The 17,238-nt window shown below is 58.8% G+C and carries 17 protein-coding genes; 8 read left to right on the top strand and 9 right to left on the bottom strand.

Going from position 1 to position 17,238, the window contains the following annotated elements:
• Positions 1-156: 156 nt before the first annotated feature.
• The 3 genes from ACXM2N_RS10425 to ACXM2N_RS10415 all read right to left on the bottom strand — a co-directional run bounded on the left by ACXM2N_RS10425 (position 157) and on the right by ACXM2N_RS10415 (position 5,064).
• Complete coding sequence (locus ACXM2N_RS10425) at positions 157-2,400, bottom strand: tetratricopeptide repeat protein (RefSeq protein ID WP_458491138.1); 2,244 nt, start codon at positions 2,398-2,400, stop codon at positions 157-159.
• Positions 2,401-2,689: 289 nt separating this feature from the next.
• Positions 2,690-3,679, bottom strand: a complete 990-nt coding sequence (locus ACXM2N_RS10420; protein WP_458488451.1) for a glutamate ABC transporter substrate-binding protein — start codon at positions 3,677-3,679, stop codon at positions 2,690-2,692.
• Positions 3,676-5,064, bottom strand: coding sequence for a phenol hydroxylase (locus tag ACXM2N_RS10415; protein ID WP_458488449.1), 1,389 nt, complete (start codon positions 5,062-5,064; stop codon positions 3,676-3,678). The genes ACXM2N_RS10420 and ACXM2N_RS10415 overlap by 4 nt, the downstream gene beginning before the upstream one ends.
• 113 nt (positions 5,065-5,177) lie before the next feature.
• On the opposite strand from ACXM2N_RS10415, the gene ACXM2N_RS10410 reads away from it, so the two are divergent.
• From ACXM2N_RS10410 to ACXM2N_RS10400, 3 genes are read left to right on the top strand one after another with little or no spacing between them, the layout of a single operon-like run.
• Complete coding sequence (locus ACXM2N_RS10410) at positions 5,178-5,687, top strand: NUDIX domain-containing protein (protein WP_458488447.1); 510 nt, start codon at positions 5,178-5,180, stop codon at positions 5,685-5,687.
• A gap of 33 nt (positions 5,688-5,720) precedes the next feature.
• Positions 5,721-6,659, top strand: a complete 939-nt coding sequence (locus tag ACXM2N_RS10405) for an ABC transporter ATP-binding protein (RefSeq protein ID WP_458488445.1) — start codon at positions 5,721-5,723, stop codon at positions 6,657-6,659.
• A complete protein-coding gene (locus ACXM2N_RS10400) occupies positions 6,659-7,414 on the top strand; it encodes a multidrug ABC transporter permease (RefSeq protein WP_458488443.1) in 756 nt (251 codons plus the stop codon). The genes ACXM2N_RS10405 and ACXM2N_RS10400 overlap by 1 nt, the downstream gene beginning before the upstream one ends.
• Here ACXM2N_RS10400 and ACXM2N_RS10395 read toward each other — a convergent pair whose 3' ends face one another.
• Positions 7,415-8,602 carry a hypothetical protein gene (locus tag ACXM2N_RS10395; RefSeq protein ID WP_458488441.1) on the bottom strand — a complete coding sequence of 396 codons (1,188 nt, stop codon included), beginning with the start codon at positions 8,600-8,602 and terminating at the stop codon, positions 7,415-7,417.
• 69 nt (positions 8,603-8,671) lie between these two features.
• On the opposite strand from ACXM2N_RS10395, the gene ACXM2N_RS10390 reads away from it, so the two are divergent.
• Positions 8,672-9,856 carry a multidrug effflux MFS transporter gene (locus tag ACXM2N_RS10390; RefSeq protein WP_458488439.1) on the top strand — a complete coding sequence of 395 codons (1,185 nt, stop codon included), beginning with the start codon at positions 8,672-8,674 and terminating at the stop codon, positions 9,854-9,856.
• On the opposite strand, the gene cls is transcribed toward ACXM2N_RS10390, so the two are convergent.
• Genes cls through ACXM2N_RS10365 form a run of 5 tightly spaced genes read right to left on the bottom strand, consistent with a single transcriptional unit; the run spans position 9,828 to position 14,310 of the window.
• A complete protein-coding gene (gene cls, locus ACXM2N_RS10385; protein WP_458488437.1) occupies positions 9,828-11,318 on the bottom strand; it encodes a cardiolipin synthase in 1,491 nt (496 codons plus the stop codon). The genes ACXM2N_RS10390 and cls overlap by 29 nt on opposite strands.
• A complete protein-coding gene (locus tag ACXM2N_RS10380; protein WP_458488435.1) occupies positions 11,302-12,075 on the bottom strand; it encodes an exodeoxyribonuclease III in 774 nt (257 codons plus the stop codon). Before ACXM2N_RS10380 ends, cls begins: the two co-directional genes overlap by 17 nt.
• A gap of 18 nt (positions 12,076-12,093) precedes the next feature.
• A complete protein-coding gene (locus tag ACXM2N_RS10375; protein ID WP_458488433.1) occupies positions 12,094-12,645 on the bottom strand; it encodes an RDD family protein in 552 nt (183 codons plus the stop codon).
• 44 nt (positions 12,646-12,689) lie between these two features.
• A complete protein-coding gene (locus tag ACXM2N_RS10370) occupies positions 12,690-13,676 on the bottom strand; it encodes an N-acetylglutamate synthase, CG3035 family (protein WP_458488431.1) in 987 nt (328 codons plus the stop codon).
• Between the two features lies 1 nt (position 13,677).
• Complete coding sequence (locus tag ACXM2N_RS10365) at positions 13,678-14,310, bottom strand: peptide deformylase (protein ID WP_458488429.1); 633 nt, start codon at positions 14,308-14,310, stop codon at positions 13,678-13,680.
• 16 nt (positions 14,311-14,326) lie between these two features.
• On the opposite strand from ACXM2N_RS10365, the gene ACXM2N_RS10360 reads away from it, so the two are divergent.
• The 4 genes from ACXM2N_RS10360 (at position 14,327) to ACXM2N_RS10345 (ending at position 17,160) form a co-directional block, all read left to right on the top strand.
• Positions 14,327-14,614 carry a DUF3263 domain-containing protein gene (locus tag ACXM2N_RS10360; RefSeq protein WP_458491136.1) on the top strand — a complete coding sequence of 96 codons (288 nt, stop codon included), beginning with the start codon at positions 14,327-14,329 and terminating at the stop codon, positions 14,612-14,614.
• 58 nt (positions 14,615-14,672) lie between these two features.
• Positions 14,673-15,305 carry a LytR C-terminal domain-containing protein gene (locus ACXM2N_RS10355; protein ID WP_458488427.1) on the top strand — a complete coding sequence of 211 codons (633 nt, stop codon included), beginning with the start codon at positions 14,673-14,675 and terminating at the stop codon, positions 15,303-15,305.
• Positions 15,306-15,406: 101 nt separating this feature from the next.
• Positions 15,407-16,624: a glutamate--cysteine ligase gene (locus ACXM2N_RS10350; RefSeq protein ID WP_458488425.1), complete on the top strand. Its 1,218-nt coding sequence runs from the start codon at positions 15,407-15,409 to the stop codon at positions 16,622-16,624.
• The gene (locus ACXM2N_RS10345) at positions 16,621-17,160 is read left to right on the top strand and encodes an alpha/beta fold hydrolase (protein WP_458488423.1); all 540 of its coding nucleotides are present in this window, start codon (positions 16,621-16,623) and stop codon (positions 17,158-17,160) included. The genes ACXM2N_RS10350 and ACXM2N_RS10345 overlap by 4 nt, the downstream gene beginning before the upstream one ends.
• The last annotated feature ends 78 nt before the right edge of the window (positions 17,161-17,238 follow it).

Raw genomic sequence — 17,238 nt, 5'->3', positions numbered from 1 at the left:
TAAATAACAACATCTAGGTTCACGCAATGGTGAGTGTTTTTACGGGGTGAGCCTGGGCAGGGACAAGATTCTAAACTTTGAGCGCTTTTTTCTTTAAAAAAAGTCAGATTAGCGCTCAAAGTTTAGTTTTTTGTCGCCTTTTCAAAAAGCGAACACTTAGAACCATGTGGTCGGGCGAACTTTGTTTGCCATATCCACCAGCTGGTAGCGGTGCTGCGCATTGGTTGTGGCACGCGCCAGCAACCGCAGGGTTTCGTACAGGCCTGTACGTAGGCCGTCTTGGCTGAACGGATACTCGAAGAGCTCGTTCGGGCTGGCGGCTTGTTCAAGACCTGAGTCCCGAAGCCATGTGAGGCCAGCGTTCAAGACCGCGATGCGGATCTGCAAGAAGCGCGGGTCATTGGTAGGGATCTCATCCAGCCGCCTAGCGGCGCGCCGAACGCGAGACTCTGACAGCTCACCCGCAATCAAGTGGAGGATGGCGGTCAGCTGCGCCATGCGATGGTGGCGCGAGGACTGAGGAACGCGGTCGAGGGCTTTGATTGCTAGTTCCACGTGGCGCTCCGCCATCAGCTGGCGAGCTAAGCCAAAGGCGGAGGAGACTGTGGTGGGGTTGGTCGTCCACACCAGTGAATACATGTATATCGCTTTAAAGCGCAGTGCCACGGGGGATTGGGTGAGCTGGTTCCACATCCCGGCCATGGACTCCACGAGCTCGCCCTTCAGGTTGTATGCTGCCGCCACTAGATCTGCGTCCAGCAGGGGGGTGTCCTGCAAGCCTTGTTGCTGGAGGAGCATTTCTGATACCGCTGCGCGTGCCAGCTTAGGCGCGGACTCACCTGGCAGGATAGAGAACACCTCGTTGAAGTCATACTGGGCGCCGGGATAGTCCTCTAGCAACAATGAGGTGATGCCGGAGTACCAGCGAAAGCGCCAGTCGGAGCCCATACGTGGCTCGAGGCCTGCCAGCCAGCTGCGGGCCTCAGCCGTGAATCCAAGATCCAGCAGGGAACGCACAACGCCCAAGGGGATTTCTTTAGAGGTGTGGAACTCCTCCTGCGTCATGGCATGGCGCATAGTTTCCAGTGCTTCAGATGGCTCGGAGTACGAAGATCCGGAGATCATGATCGCGCCGGGGTCATCTCGATCCAGCAGTGGGATGGGAAGCGCGGCAACGATCTCGGGTGCGGTGATGCGCACGCTGCGTTCGATGCCGTCGATAAGCTGATCCGTGCGGAAGACGACGTGCTTGGTGCCAAAAGTGGAGCGCTGCGGGGAGAACAGTGAGTGTTGCGCGGGGAACTGCTTGGCGTCACGCACTGCCAGAAACTCGCGTAGCACGCCGTAGAGCTGGGTTTCTAGCTCATGGATGGATGAGAATCGGTCGGCGGGATCCGGCTCCGTCGCCCTTCGTAGCACGCGGTAGTAGGACAGGTACTGGGCAAACAGTGGTTCCTCGCCCGGCCCGGGAAGGCCTGGTGCATAGGCGCCGTTTTCAATGGGGAGGTTCACCGTCAAAGCGGCGAGGGTACGGCCCACCGTGTAGATGTCACTGGCTACCGTTGGTCCTACCTTGGATACTTCTGGTGCTTGGAAGCCCTTGGTGCCGTAAATAAAACCGTAGGCGCCAATGCCGGATACCGCGCCCAAGTCAATGAGCTTGACCTGGTCTTCGGTGGCGATGATGTTATCCGGCTTCAGGTCGTTGTACACCACGCCACGGGCGTGCAAGTAGTTCAGCGCTGGGAGTACTTCGAGGATGTAGCCGATGGCGATATCGATGCTGAACAGGCCGCCTTCTTGTTGCTTCTTCAGCTCTCGGAGGGAAGGCCCGGGTGCGTATTCCATGACGATGAGCCCGCCTTTGACGCGGGGGTCATCGATGAAGTTGTAGCTTTTTACAATGCCTGGGTGGGTGATGTCGGCGAGGAATTCGCGTTCGGCCACTGCGGCGCCGTAGTCGTGCTCGTTGCCCTTGTCCATCATGCCTTTGAGCACGACGGTGCGTCCGGAAACGTTGCGGTCATGCGCCACGTAGATCCATCCCATGCCGCCGTGGGCGATCACGCCGGCGATCTCATACTGGTCTGCCACCATATCGCCCGGTTGTAGGGCGGGAGGTTCGGCCTTGGACTCAGCGGGATCTTTGAGCGGGAGGCCTGAAGATGGGATGGGGATAAATGGCAGGCTGACCATGCCGTTGGCCACTGGGCGTGATTGGCGCTCATGGGTGCGGCGTTTGCGGAACGTGGAGATGGCCTCGTTGCGGGCGCGGGCGCCTACGTCTTCTTTCTCCTCGTCTTGATTTTCGTCCTCATCGGCGAAGGGGTCGAAGGGCACGGCTGCGGTGCCTTCCTCATCTTCGGCAAAGGGATCGAAGGGCACGGCGGAGGTGGCCATGTCCTCGTCGGCGAAAGGATCGTAGTGGACTGCCGACGTTGCCATCGGCTCATTGTCTTCTACCGGCTCCTTAGCGTGGACGTTGCGAGCCGTCCCGCCGGGGTAGTAGGGCAGGCGATCGAGTTCTTTGATCAGATCCGCAAACTGGGGATCATTGAGATCCATCTCCGGTTCGTCATCGTCATCCTCGAAGGGATTGAACATCACCGCCTGGGTGCCGGGATTTCCTTCTTCGTGATCTTCATCCAAGAACGCGGCAGAAGCTTCCGTTGCGGCGGTGAGATCTTTATCATCGTTCGTCATCGGAGTCCTCCGCTCGGTAGTTGGTGGCCGGTGGTTGCTGGTACGGCAGGAATTCGCTGAACCACTTCGAGTACATCGAATTCCACTTACCGTCGCGGAAGATGCGCTCCAGCGTGGAATTGACCTGGCGGATCAGCCCGCTAGTGTTGTGACGCTGGCCAGGTTTTGCAATGGCAATGCCGTAACTTTCCTTACCCAGTGATTCGCCCACCACCTCAGTCATGGGGTCTTGCGTGGCCATGCCAGACAAGATGGTGTCATCTGAGATGACGGCATCGGCGTCGTATTGTTGCAGCATGATGAGGCAGTCAGCGGCGGAGTTGGCAATCAGGATATCCGTATCTGGTGCCATCTCGCGCAATCGCTGTAGGCCGGTGGATGCGCTGGAAACGCAGGCCGTTTTGTCTTTCAGATCCTCCAGCGAAGATACCTCACCGCCGCGTTCTACCAACATTCTGGTGTTGGCCGTCAGGTAAGGGGTGGAGAAGAAAACTTGGTCTTGGCGCCCTCGGGTGACGGAGATGGCGCGTAGTGCGATGTCAATCTGCTTGGATTCTAATGCGTCAATCCAGTTGGCGGAGTTGATGAAGCGGAACTCGATCTTGTTGGGATCGCCAAAGATGTCTCGTGCGATCTCATGCGCGATGTCTACTTCCAACCCCTCAATTTCGCCGGAGGCGGGGTCGCGGAAGGAAAGCAGGTTCTGGGATTGGTCTACACCCACGATGAGACGGCCACGGCGGTAGATCTCTGGTACGCGTTCTTTAGGCGTTCGCTCATCTGGGCGAAGTGATCCCAACAGGTTGGTGGTCAACACGGACTGGGGCTCTTTGGAGCCGGCTTTTTCCAGTTCCACACCTTCGGGCAGTGGGCGGACGACGCTGAATTCGTCTGATGCTCCGTCAAAGTTCTTGGAATCTGCGCAGGAGACGAGCAGGCATGAGCTTAGGATCGCGGCGGTGATTTTCTTGATCATAGGTACTCCTGCAATCGTGGCCTGATGCCAATCCACACCGCCAGTACGGCGAGCAGTGAGAGCACGAGTACCGCGATGTTGACGAACTGGGATGCCGCGGCACCTTGTCCCATGTAGCTGCGTAGCGTCTCGCGGGCCTGGGAGGCCAAGGATGCTAGCTCGTTATCAAGTACCGCGTACTGCGTCTGTTCGCCGTCTTCTCCCAGCGCCAGTTCAACGGCGCGTTCGTAGTTGCCGGCGCCTAGTTCATCGAGCAGCCTATCGTGGCTGCGCGTCCACTGATCCATGGCGGTGCGGGCCTCAACCACGTTCTCCCGATTGGTGTTGTCATCCGCTAGTACGGATTCTTCAAATGCGATCAGAGCGTCGCGTACCGCTACCTGCGCCGAGGGGAACGTGGTTTGACTGGAATCTTGGGCCTGGCGAAGCACAAGAGCCAGCGTTTCATTGGTGCGGGCTTGCTGCGCCATGATGCGGGCGCTGGTTACTTTTTCCAGTGGGCGCGCAGCTTCCTCGAATGCGTGTGAGCCGGCTTGCCACGTGATGATGCTGGCCATGGTCACCCAGACGGTGGCGATGGCCATGAAAACGGTGGCGGCCAAAAAGCCCCGATTCAGGCGGCGATGTGTGGTGCGCGCCAGCCAGACTTGGGCTAAGACCAAGAAGATGAGAGCGGCAAACAATCCTGAGATGGGCACCCACTGCGGAGTAGCCAACCGGTTTTGGGAGTTTGTCACATCTTCACTGGTGAGCCGGTACAGCTCGTTGGCCGCGGGCAGGATTTGCAGGCGCATGAGCGCGTTTGCCTCAGACATGTAGGCCGCGCCCACGGGGTTGCCCTGGCGGTTGTTAGACCACGCGGTATCCACGAGGCCGGTGTAGACAGGCAGCAACTGGTTGATGGTGACCAGATAATCCATGGCGGCGTCAGACTCTAGGCCTGAGCTGGTCAGGGCCGCAGACCGAGCGGCTTCTTGTACGTTGTGGTTGTAGCTCTCACGTGCTGATTCCACGGCGCTGCCGGAACGCACGAAACCCACGGTGGCGGAGGTGTCAGCTAGGGATAGTGACGTGTATAAGTTGTGTGCGGTGTGGGAGACGGGTTCGGTGTTGCTGATCAGTGAGTCCAGATCTGCGCGTCGTTCTGCTGAGCTCTGGGACATGGACAAGCCCGCGGCCAAGATTGATAGGGATACCACGATGACCAGGCTTGTCATTTTGCCTGGGGTGGAGCGCAGGAATGTGACTAGGTGCCTCAGCCATGTAAATGGCTGGTGCATGAATTCATACCATAGGCCGGAAAGCTTCTTTTGCTGCTCCGATTGCGGCTCTTGGTCAAGCCAGTCATCATCCAGCATGACTGCTGGGGAAGGTGTATGACTCATGGCGTCCTTAGAACAATCGGAGAATCGGGCACTGACACTTAAGAATAGTGGATGCACATGGCGCAAGCGAGAAAAATGTGCAGCGCGAAATACTTTTACTTAAGCTTGGGCTCATGGTTGGTGACAAAGCGTTAGATTCCCCGCGAAGTGAGGGCTGGGCCGCAGGTCCCAACGGTGTCAAGCTGTGGGGCCGCTTTGGCGCAGCTGGCCTGCTGCTGGTGGCGGAAGGCCACGTGCTCATGCAGCATCGGGCGGTGTGGACTGCGCAAGGTGACACATGGGCGCTGCCCGGTGGTGCGCGGGAGGCTCACGAAACAGCCTTCGAGGCCGCCACTCGCGAGGCGCATGAGGAGACTGGCATCAGCCGTGAGCAGGTGACGTACAGATCAGAGATTGTGACCGCTGGGCCGTTCGAGGCTGATCCCGATCGCCCTGAACTCGCAGGTGGTTGGACTTACACCACGGTGATTGCCACCGCGACCCACAAGCTTGGGACCCAGCCCAATGAGGAATCTGAGGAGCTGAAGTGGGTTGCCATCGATGAGGTGGCGGAGTTGGATCTCCTGCCCGCATTCGCGCGGGTGTGGCCGATGCTGAGAGCGAACATTAATCAACTCCGATAGTCCTTGTCGCTTGGATATGCCAGACTGTTAGGCATGATTGAAGTGCGCGGTTTAACCAAGCAGTATGGCGATGTGCGGGCAGTGGATGATCTGAGTTTTTCCGTCAAGCCCGGCATCGTTACTGGATTCCTCGGCCCTAACGGTGCGGGTAAGTCCACCACCATGCGAATGATTTTGGGCCTGGACACCCCAACGAGCGGTGAGGCCACCATTGATGGCCAGCGGTACAAGGAGATCAAGAACCCATTGACCAAGGTGGGTGCCCTGATTGATGCCAAGGCCGTTCACCCTAACCGCTCTGCAGCGAATCACCTGAAGTGGCTCGCGCAGTCCAACGGCATTCCAACCTCGCGCGTGGGGGAGGTCCTGAACACGGTGGGGCTTTCCGACGTCGCCAAGAAGAAAGCCGGAGGCTTTTCCCTTGGCATGTCCCAGCGCCTTGGCCTCGCGGCCGCCCTGCTGGGCGACCCGGAGGTGCTCATCCTTGATGAGCCCGTCAACGGCCTTGACCCAGAGGGCATCCGCTGGGTGCGCGACTTCCTGCGCGCGCTGGCGGCCGAGGGCCGCACTGTCTTGGTCAGCTCCCACCTCCTGAGTGAGATGAGCCAGACGGCCGATGAACTCGTGGTCATCGGCCGAGGGCGCTTGGTAGCCAACTGCTCCACCTACGATTTCATTAAGGATCACTCCGCTGGGTCCGTTGTGGTGCGCTCCGCGGACAATGAGAAGCTGGCGCAACTGCTCCAGAAGCAGGGCTTCGAGGCCACCGCTGGCGTGGACGAGGAAGACCGACCAACGCTGACGGTGCCAAACCTTTCCACTGACCAGGTGGGTGAGCTCGCCTTCACTGGCGGAATCATGGTTTCCGAGCTCCAGCAGCGCCGCGCCTCCTTGGAGGAAGCGTTCATGGAGATGACGAGCGACTCTGTCCAGTACCGCGTTGACGACGTCCGCAAGGAAGGCGAGAAGTAATGAACACCGTGAAATCAGAATGGACCAAACTGGTCACCACCAAGGCCTTCCTGTGGACCACCGTGCTGTACGTGTTCTTTGCGCTGGGCATGGCCGCTATCGCAGGCTGGATGGTCACTGAGTCCGAGATGGGTATTCCGCTGCTGACGGCGGACTCCGCCCTCCTGGGTATCTCAGGCCTGGGCTTCTACGTGGTCATCATTCAGGCCGTCATGGTGGTCACGAGCGAGTACCGCTTTAACGTGCAGTCCGCCACTTTTATAGCCACCCCACACCGCACCACGGTAGCAGTGGCCAAGGCTGGCCTGTACTCCGCGTACGTTGCGGTACTGACTGCCATCGTTACGCTGGCGTGCTACTACGTAGCCAAGCTGACTGCCTCGGACCTTGCATCCGCCACGCTGGATGTGTGGGGCAACCCAGTAGCTAAGGAGTTTATGTGGCTGATGCCCGCTGCCGCCGTCATGCTCACCCTCTTTTCTCAGGGTATTGCGTGGCTGCTGCGCCAAACTGCTGGCGTCATCTCCATCATGCTGGTGTGGTACACGGCGCTGGAGGGACTGCTCGCGCTGATTCCTAAGATTGGCCACCACTTCCGGGAATTCGGCCCAATGAGCAACTTGATGGCCTTTGTCTCCCGCCAGGATATCCAGGATGCGCCGTGGGGCTACCAAGGTTCGGGCCTCTACTTCCTTGCGTGGGCCCTCGTCATCTTCATCCTCGGCGTGGTGGTGCTGAACAAGCGCGACGCCTAATTACAACACCATAAGGCCAGCTGGGATCGCGGCAAAGATCATCACCATGCTGATGATCGCCACGATCATACTGCGAGTAGACACACTTGCGGTCCAGCTGGCCATTTTTATAATCAGCCTGCGCAGCGGGCTGATCAGCAGTACCAGCAACGTGCCCGTCAGGTTGAAGAGCACGTGCACGATGGCCACCTGCAGGGAGATGACTCCCATCTGACCCTGCATGCTCATCGCCGTCACAATACTCGTGAGCGTGGTTCCGATATTCGCGCCCAAAATCAGCGGCAGTGCGGAGGACGTGGCCATGCCCCGTGTGCTGGTGATGGCGGCAACAGCGGACACCAGAATCGATGACGCCCCCGCGGCCATCGTGCCCACCGCGCCGACGCCAATGCCAATGGCATCCTTTAAGCCACCGGAGCGCTCAAGGATGGGGAAGCCGGTTCCGCCAGTCAGGACCCGCACTCTCCATGCAACCAAGTGCATTCCCGCGCCGGCTATGGCTGCACCTGCACATGCCGTGATCGCGGCGGTCTCGGGGTTCTCTCGGGCGAATATGTCGAATGCGGACCACAGCTGAGGGGTCACAACACTGTCAATGCGAGGCAGCGGCTGGGTGAGCTGCAGCGCGATATTGCGCAGCGGATGAAACATCAGCTCAATGGGTGCCATGGTGATGATGCCCAAGGCGTTAAACCATACGTGCATCCACGAAACCCGCATTGCCCTCAGGAAATGCTCGCGTTGCCTCGCAAAAACAAAGGAGAATACTAACGGGGTTGCGGTGGTTGCCAAGTTTGCACCAAAAATTGCCATCAGCGCCACATCAACGGGCAGTGTGCCCGTGCCCACGCTCGTGACAAGCACGACGGAGACCATGGTGGAGGACTGCAGCAGGAGGGTGGCAACCATTCCGGCGAAGAATGCGGTACCCAAGCTAGCTGTGGCTAGGATATCGGTGTCGTGGAAGATGGCTACCAAGGATTCCATCAGGATATGAAGGCCCAGGGCCACGACGCCCACTGACGCCAAGATGGATAACCACACCACCGTAGCGCCGAGCCTGGTGAGCGCATCTGTGGCCTCTAGGTCCTCATTACGCAACTGGGCGGTGCCCACGCCCCCTAATTCATGATGGCGCGTGAACTGATTAGGGTCCAGAGACGGCGTCTTTGACGTTGTGTAGGACAAAACCCGCCTCCTTTCCTCCATGCGTTATGGTAGTCAAGTTTGTTTTTAATACTAAGGGCGGTTGAGATTGTGACCAAGAATAACCAGATACCACTGCAATTATTGTGCGGTCTAGCGCTGCTGAGTGCGTCTGGGCCGTTTGCAATCGACATGTACATTCCGGCCTTCCCACAGATCACGGAGGAGCTGTCTACTACCAGCTCCATGGTGCAGCTGACACTGACCACCGTGGTGTTTGGCTTGGCTTTGGGCCAGCTCATCGGCGGCGCCATGTCCGACGTGCTAGGGCGTAAACCAATACTCGTTGCGGGCGCAGTCATCTCCGCGGCGGGCACCGTGGTCTCAGCACTATCGCCCACTATTGAGATCCTCATCCTCTCCCGCGTCCTGCAGGGGCTGGGCTTTGGTGCCTGTGTGGCCGTGGCTCGTTCCATCATCCCAGACCTAGCAGCTGGTGCGAAAGCTGCTAAGGCCTACACCCTGATGATGGTGATCCAGTCCGTAGCCCCGGTGGCTGCGCCGGTTCTTGGTGGAATACTTGCGGAGCCTGTGGGTTGGCGCGGAATCTTCTGGGTGCTCACCGGTATTGCCGTTGTGCAGCTAGTGGTAGCACTGGTGTTCATTCCGGAAACCCGCCCCAAGCAGTTGCGGGAGGATTCCTCCGTCCGCAACACCCTTGCCGGTTACACGTACGCGTTGAAGTTCCCGGCCTTTGTCTTCTTTGGACTGGGCGTGGCCTTTGGCTTTGGCTCACTGTTCTCCTACATTTCCGCGTCTGCCTTTGTCATCCAGGATCAGTTTGGTCTGAGCGTGCACCAGTACTCCATGATCTTTGCCATCAACGCCTTGGGCCTGATGTTCGGCGGCATGCTCAACAACCGCCTGCTCAACAAGTTCCCGCCGTTTACTATCCTCCGGGCGGCCGTGCTGACCGTGGTTGTTTCATCCGCCCTGCTCTTGGTGTCCACTGCTGTGGCCTTTAACCTGTGGGTAGTCCTGCCACTGCTGTTCCTGTGCGTTGCCCCAACCTCCATGATTCTGGGCAACTCCACAGCACTTGCTACCGGTATTGTTCGTAAGCGTGCCGGTGCTGGCACGGCGCTGCTGGGATTTACTCAGTTCATGCTCGCGGGAGCCATCGCGCCGATTGTGGGCTTGGGGGACAACGCTGCACGCTCGATGGCGATTGCCATGGTCGTCTGCTCACTTTTGGCCTTCGGCGCCGTTACTGCAGCGCAGAAGTCAGCCTCATAACGTTATCCACGTACCTGCGACCCCAACTGCGCTGGTTCCACTCTTCCAGGGTGAGCTCAGTGCAGTTTTCTTTGTATTCACTGGTTAAAACGTTAAGTTGATCAATGATGTTGCCGTGGGCAATCAGCAGGGAGATCTCATAGTTCAGGCCAAAGCTGCGCATGTCCATGTTGGAGGAACCGATCACGCCTAGGGCTTCGTCCTCAACGCTAGGGTCTGCAAGCAAGAACTTGGTGTGTAGCACGTACGGCTGCTTGTAGCGGTAGATGCGCACACCAGCTTCCAATAGGGCCTGGTAGTAGGAGGACTGGGCGTGGTGGACCATGAACTGGTCGCCCTTTTCACTCACGTAGAGCTCTACTTCCACTCCGCGGTATGCGGCTGAGGTGACCGCCTCTAGCATGGATTCATCCGGAATGAAGTACGGGGAGCACATCACCAGCCGATGCTTAGCGTGGTGGATGAGTGAGTTAAACATGCGCAGGTTAGGCGCGGTCTGGTATCCGGGGCCGGATGGGACCAGCTGAACCATGTTGACCGCGGTGTGGCGGGAATCCGGAATCTCCGGCACGTGAGCGTCATCATCGATGGGCAGGAGTTCTTCGGTTTCCAAGTACCAGTCCACCGCAAAGACCATGTTCATGGAGGCGATGATCGGCCCGGACAGCTCGACCATGGAATCTACCCAGTGCCTACCTGCACGGCGGTTTGCGCGCCTGAGGTAGGAGGAGTCGATCATGTTCATGCTGCCCATGAATCCGCGCTCGCCGTCGATGATGACCATCTTGCGGTGGTTGCGCAGATCTGGGCGGCGGAAACGCCACTTCCACGGCTGAATGGGGAGCATGAGTTCCCAGTGCACGCCGATTTTGTCAAGGCGCTTGCCCAAGGAGAAGTAGCCGGGGTAGCGCCATGAGCCGAGGTGATCGAAAAGGATTCTGACCTTCACGCCACGCTTTACCGCGTTCTCCAGCGCGCGGAAGAAGACGTCTGTGGTGTTGTCCCACGCCAGTACGTAAATCTCAACGTGGACGTACTCCTGTGCTTGGTCAACGGCCTCCGCCATGCGCCGGATGATGTTGTCATACTCCGTATGCAGACCCAGGTTGAGTGCACCCACCGCCGGCATGTGGGTGAGCTTGCGGTTGAGTTTGATGATGGATTGGATCTCATTGTCGCAAAGCACTCCCGGCGGGTAATCGGGTTCGTGCTCGTGGACGTCCGTGATGGCCTGGTTTGCTTCCTTCTGCACTTGGTGGCGGCGCCTATTGATGTAAGGGCTGCCCATGAGCAGGAATAGTGGTAGGCCAAGGTACGGCAGGAGCAGAATGGCGAGTAGCCATGCTGTAGAGGAGCTCGGGCGGCGTCCCTCCGGCACGAAGCCGATGGCAATGATCTTGATGGTGTAGTCAAGTAGCAGGCCAATCAGCTGCCAGTTGCTGACATCAAGCGACAGGTGCATAGTCCACTACCACCGGTGCGTGATCAGAGGCTCCCTTGCCTGCGCGCTCGTCTACATCAATAAAGGTGTTGTCCACCTCGAGTCCGCGGGAGAGCTGGAAATCAATGAGCATGCCTTGGCCTCTCTGGAATCGACCAGCCTGATAATCCCAATAACTGAATCCCTCCAGCGGGGAGCTTACCTGCAAACCGGACTCCAAGAGCTGCTCGAACGCCTGGCGTTCTGGTTCGGTCACGTGGGTCTTGCCGTCGAAGGCGCGGATGTCCCACACGTGCTCATCCTTGGGCGCAATGTTGTAGTCACCCAGGAGGACGAGCTTCTCATCCTTACTGGTTTCTACGTAGTTTGCCAAGGAATGTAGCCAGCGCAACTTGTAGTCATAGTGTGGGTCCGCGATTTCGCGGCCGTTAGGGACGTACAGGCTCCACACGCGCACACCTCCACAGAGGGCACCGATGGCGCGTGCTTCTATGGACTGCTCCTTGAGGGGATCCTTGTTGAAACCTGGCTGGTTGGGGAAGTGGGTGTGAACGTCCTCTAGCCCCACGCGGGAGATGATTGCCACTCCATTCCACTGGTTTAGGCCGAAATGGGCCACCTTATACCCCATGTCCTCGAAGCGCTCGTATGGGAATTGATCGTCTTTGCACTTGGTTTCCTGGACGGCTAGAACATCGACATCGTGGCGTAACAAAAACTCAGTCACACGGTCTATTCGAGTGCGGACTGAGTTTACGTTCCAATTCACGATGCGCATAGCATCCGATACTACCGGTTATGTCCGAACGAACTCCACTACCGCCCACCTGTCTGCGAGACTCCGGCTGCGCTTATTAAACAGGCAGGTGAAAGCCACGAGAAGGAGCCACGGTACCGAGACATCGGATTCCATCGGTCCCCAGTCACCGTAAACCCCCCGTATCCATGCGTACGCTAAGGTTAGTAGATCCGCGACCAGCCATATGTTGCGAACAAGCACCCGCGAAAGGCTAGGCCCCGTGCCCAGATAATGAGGCCTGATCTTGCAGATGCTTTTGCCAAATGTGGCCTTGCCGCGCATCTCGTAGTGAACGCGCATCCACAGCCACAGAATTGACAAAAGCGTGGCTTCCGCAGCCGCGCGATAAGGTCCTTCGCCGTTGAGGAGGTCTTGTTCTGGGGCAAGGGTTCCTTGCACCACTAAGAGTGCAATGTAAACAATCGCACTAGATACGAGGCCCAAGCAGAGGGACTCAATAAAATACGCTAGAAAGCGGTTCATGAATGGCGCGGGATGCAGATCTAGGCCAGTCAGTGACTCATCCTGCGGCGTAAACCTTGTGCTCATGGCTTTAGGCTAACAACTGAGCATTCAGAAAAATAGGTATGGGCTTAAGTTGTTATCGTTGCGTAACGGTGCCGGTGGTGCTCGTAGAACCCGAGCTTGCGATACAGCCCAATGCCTGCAGCGTTGGTGGCAATGACTTGTAAGTAAGCGATGTCAGCACCCTTTTTCTGGCCGTCGCTCATGATGAACTCACCCAGTGCGGTGCCCAAACCTTGGCGGCGGAACTCAGGGGCCACTTCCACCGCGGAGTAGCCCAGGTACTTGACGTCGCCCACCTCGGTGATGGTGGCGCGAGTGATGGCGATGGTGCCGGCGGAAGGGTGCACGATCTTGCCAAAGCCCATTTCGCCGTCAATCTTCTCACGCAGCAGGTTGAGCGCGTGCTGCGGCAACGGTTCGCCGCGGAAGTGGTACATGGCCAGCCACTCATCATCGGGCTGATCCTCAATAGAAAACTCCAGCCCCTCTGGCAGCTGCGGGGTAGAGGGTTCAAGGTTCTTGGTCATCACGATGATTTCTGGCCCCAGCTCCCAGCCTTGCGCGAGCGCGAGCTGCTCGGCGGGCTTGCCAATGCGCTCTGGGATCAGGATCTTGGCGGGGAGACCGTGGCGCGCGTAGAACGCCTTGATGTCGTCGATAGGCGGCGGGCTAAACAGCGCGGAGCGGCCCAGCGGGGCCGCGGAGTTGGAGCGCTCCGTGATGCCGTCGCCGGCGCGCAACAGCCACTGGCCACACCAGGTGTGCTCGATGCCGGGGAACGCCTTGGAGTAGGCGGTCTCCAAGTTGCGGATCTCTGAGTTGAGGACCCGGCGTGGGGAGAGTTTCTTGACAATCTTGATCTCGTCCTGGGGGACAAATACCGACTCAAGCGAGGACGGGAAGCCGCCCACTTCCTGCGGGCGGATGGCGATGCCATCCTCGCTGACGGACTCGACGTGACCGATGATGTCGGACTTGAGGCCGTCGATAAGCCTGCGCAGCACGACGCGCTCGCCGGGCACAACCTTGTCTGAGCGGAAAATGTAGGACATTTTAGATCTGGTCTTCCTCAAGATCATCGTGGCCGAATGGATCCGGGTCCACGCCCGGCATCCAGGTGTTGCCGGCCTCGGTCCAACCGTTGGCCTTGATAGCCTTCTTAGCTGCGCGCTTGTAGCGGCCGGTGAGGACGTCCGTGTACACGAAACCGTCCAGGTGGCCTACCTCGTGCTGCAGGCAGCGGGCAAAGAATCCGTATCCTTCCACCTCTACTGGCTCACCGTTTTCATCGAGGCCCGTGACCTTGGCCCAGTACGCGCGGCCAGTAGGGAAGCCCTCGCCCGGAACTGACAGGCAGCCCTCATCATCCGACCCGTCATCATGGGGCATGGTCTTCGGGATCTCAGAGGTCTCCAACACAGGGTTGATCACGCAGCCGCGGCGGTAGCGCTGCTGATCCTCCGGCAGCAACCCGCCGTCTTCCCCTTCAATATCAGGGCAGTTATATACGAATAGGCGCTTAGCCACACCTACCTGGTTTGCGGCCAGGCCAACCCCGTGGGCCACGTCCATGGTCTCGTACATGTCAGCGATGAGCTCTTTGAGCTCGCTTACCGGCTCCGTAACAGGCTCCGTAGGGTTGTGGAGCACCGGATCACCGTGAATAACAATAGGACGAACAGTCATGCAATACAGTGTAGGCATGCAACACGATCAGGGTGAAACATCAGGAATCGAACATGGCCTCGGAGGGCAGCTTTCCGACGCCCCCACCGATCGCGATCTCCTCACCTTCGAGTCCCGCGCGCCGCGCTCGCTCGGCGCCAAGGAAGATGCCATCAAACAGCGGCTGGGGCTCACGCCCATCCGCTACTACCAGCGCCTCAACGTTGCCATCGACACCCCAGAAATGATGGAGGCTTTCCCGTTGCTGACCGCACGGCTTCGTCGCAAACGCGACGAACGCGAGCACCGCCGCGCCGGGCGGTAGCGACACGGAGAACCAAAATGATGTCCAACTGTTGCGCCTGTGACTAGAATCAACTTTTGTGACTGATCAGAATTCCACTGCCGACGGCCTGCCACTGCGAGGCATGGCCATGATCCTCATTGCCGTAGCTGTCCTGCTCGCAGGCTGGGGCATCTACGCCATGACCCGCGACGACGACAACGGTGCAATCAACTCCAGCTCCACGTTGCAACCACAACAGCCACCAGCACAACCGGTTGCTTCCGCCCCAGCGCAGCCAGTTTCCTCCGCCCCGGCACCTGAGGGTTCCCCAGCGCCGGAGGCCGGGCCATCATCTGCCCCCGCGCCTGCCGACGCACCAGCGCCAGCATCCGCACCGGCGCCCGCGCCAGCTGGTGGGAACCAGCCCGCACCACAACCACGCGTACACGTGCTCAACAACTCCATGGTCCCAGGCCTAGCCAAAGACGTAGCTGACCAACTCAAGGGCCGTGGCTACGACTTGGGTGAGGTGGGCAACTACGCTGAGGGCGTAGTTCCAGAAAACACCGTCTACTTCACGCCGGACACCGCAGGCGCTGAGCAAGCCGCGCGCAAGCTAGCTGACTCCGTGGGCGGCATTGCCGTTGCCCGCGTAGACAACCTGCCAGAAGAAACCCGCGACGCCAACACCATCGTGCTGGTCCTAGCCGGCGAGACTCAGATCAACTGAATCTAACTACACAAAAGATTCGCAGCACAAAGACTGCCGCATTAGAGTTTGCTAGTAGCACACCACCGGCAGTCTTTTTCTCACGAAGGGCCCTCTACGCCATGAAACAGCAGCCATCGGGCGGTACAAACGCCGAGCTTAACAAGCCAGCCGCACCCGCGCGTGACGCTCAACCCGCCGCGCAGCCCTTCAACGCCTCCCCCGCGCCAACCCTCGGCGTGGAGTGGGAAGTAGCCATCCTAGATCCCGAGACCCGTGACCTTGTTCCGTTAGCCGGTGAGATCGTGGACATGGTCGCCGCCGCACATCCAGACATCCACCTTGAGCGAGAGTTCCTTGCCAACACCGTGGAGATGGTGACTCCCGTGTGCCACGACACTCCGGAAGCTGTGCGCTACTTAACGCGGGCAATCAACGCCGTGCAGGAAGCCGCCGCCGAAAAAGGCAAGAAGATCTGGGGCGCCGGCTCCCACCCATTCTCGGACTACCGCAAGCAGCCCGTCAGTGCCAAAGGCCACTACAACGAGATCATTTCTCGAACACAATACTGGGGCAACCAGATGCTCATCTGGGGCATTCACGTGCACGTGGGAGTCTCCGACAAAGAGCGAGTATGGCCCATCATCAACGCCCTTTTAACCATGTACCCGCATATGCTCGCCCTCACCGCGAGCTCCCCCGGCTGGGACGGCGTGGACACCGGCTACGCCTCCAACCGCACCATGCTGTATCAGCAGTTGCCCACCGCCGGCCTGCCGTATCAGTTCTCATCGTGGGCCGAGTGGGAACGCTACATGCACGATCAAGACCGCTCCGGCGTGATCAACCACACCGGCAGCATGCACTTCGACATCCGCCCCGCCGGCAAGTGGGGCACCATCGAAGTCCGCATCGCGGACTCCATCAGCAACCTGCGTGAACTCTCCGCGCTGGTCGCACTGACCCACTGCTTGGTCATTTACTTTGATCGCATGTACGAGCGCGGCGAGGAACTACCGTCACTGCAACCATGGCACCTGGCGGAAAACAAATGGCGCGCCGCCCGCTACGGCATGGATGCCCTCATCATCACCAGCCGCGAAACCGACGAATACTACGTCCGCGACGAGCTGGTCGCATGGATCGACAAACTAGAAGACATCGCGCGGGAATACAACTGCTTTGATGAGCTCCAACTCATCCACGAGATCATTGACCGCGGCCCATCCTACGAGCGCCAGCGCGCCCTGTTCGACCAGCAAGGTGACTGGAAGCCTGCCGTTGATGCCCTAGTAGATGAACTAGACACCCTGCGCCCGCTGCACGAAGAAAACTCATGACCCCCTTGTTGCTCATCCAGCCACTTGGGCACAACCCCGACGCCCTCATAAGCGTCGTGCAAAACCTGCCCGCGGGCTCCCCACCTAAACTCATCAACACCACGGGGCTGTCCTTCGATGACGCGGTCCGCGAATACGAGAAGTACCTAGACAAACACGAGATCCGCCACGTGGACATCGTGGGCCACAGCACCGGCGCAGCCATAGCCATTAAGCTCACGGACCGAAACCCTTCTCGCGTGCGCCGCCTCATCGTATCCGCACCGGAAGTGTACGTGGACGAAAAGCAAACGCACGCCCAACTCACAGCACTCAAATTCATGCCGAGCTTCCTGCTCAAAGGCCAGAAGAAATCCATGCAATCGGCGCTGGAATCAAATCTGGGCCTCGACGTACGCGAGGAGGCGCGAAAGCTAAGCTCACGCATGCTCGTCCTAGCTGGCGAAGAACACCGCAGCACGTTTCCGCAGGCAGAGTTCAAAAACGTGAGCCTCAGTAACCCTCAGGAATTTGCCGCCACCATAGCCTGTGGATAAGTTTTACTTCCGGTTTGGGTTATCCACAGGGTTTTAGAGGGTCTACTTTTCAGACCTTGATTTTGTGTTTAGCGTTGG

This window comes from Corynebacterium sp. ZY180755 (assembly GCF_054331495.1).
This window is presented reverse-complemented; position numbering and strand designations above follow the sequence as displayed.